This is a genomic window from Methylomonas sp. LWB (genome assembly GCF_001856095.1).
Taxonomy (GTDB): Bacteria; Pseudomonadota; Gammaproteobacteria; order Methylococcales; family Methylomonadaceae; genus Methylomonas; species Methylomonas koyamae_A.
This window is the reverse complement of record NZ_MKMC01000080.1, coordinates 1-856: the sequence shown is the minus strand read 5'-3', so window position 1 is coordinate 856 and position 856 is coordinate 1. Positions and strand designations below refer to the sequence as shown.

The 856-nt window shown below is 58.5% G+C and carries 1 protein-coding gene; it reads right to left on the bottom strand.

Annotated features, from left to right (window positions below; translation table 11 throughout):
- Positions 1-19: 19 nt before the first annotated feature.
- Positions 20-856 (bottom strand): IS66 family transposase (locus tag BJL95_RS21695; RefSeq protein ID WP_139306378.1); only part of this gene is annotated, 837 nt, incomplete at its 5' end.

Genomic DNA, 856 nt, shown 5'->3' with positions numbered 1-856 from the left:
CTTAACCGTTGGCGTGCGATTAGTCCGTTAGGGCGTCGAGATTCCAAGGCAACAGCGCTTCGAACTCTTCGACAGTTTTTGCGGTGGGAAGCTTTCGGAACAGATCGACCAGATAGGTGTAAGGGTCGACGCTATTGGCCTTGCAGGTTTCGATCAACGAGTAAAGATTAGCGCTGGCACGGGCGCCGGCCACCGTATCGCAAAACAACCAATTGCGGCGGCCCACCACGAAGGGGCGTATGGCGTTTTCGCAGAGGTTGTTGTCGATGGGCCAAGCGCCGTTGTCGACGAAGCGGATCAGTTTGGACCACTGCGATGACAAGTAATGCAAAGCCTTGCCCAGCAAACTACCGGGGATTACCGCATGCAGATGTTGTAGCAGCAGGGCTTCGATTTTGACCAAAACCGGTCGGCTTTGCTCCTGGCGCCGCTGCCCACGCTGTTCGACGCTCAGGTCTTTCGTCTGAGTTTCAATCGCGTACAGTTCACCCATCGCCGCGATAAACTGCGTCGCCAGTTGCTCCGGGCCACGCGCGGCTTTAGGAATGGCGGCTTCGGCCTCGACAAAATAACGCCGCGCATGCGCCCAACAGCCGAGGTGAATCGCACCCCGGCTGGCGGCAATGGCGTTATACACCTCATAGCCGTCGCTCATCAGTACCGCGCCGGGTTTGATGCCTTCATACAACGGCTGCGCATGCGTTCCGCCGCGCCCCGGCGTGTAGCTGAACAGCCGAATCGGCGGTCCGGAGCCGGTCATTTGTGCCCACAGATAGCTTTTGCTTTGCGCGGCTCGGCCGGATTCTTTGAGCACTTGAACCACGGTTTCGTCGCCCAGGATCAGATCGGCATCGAG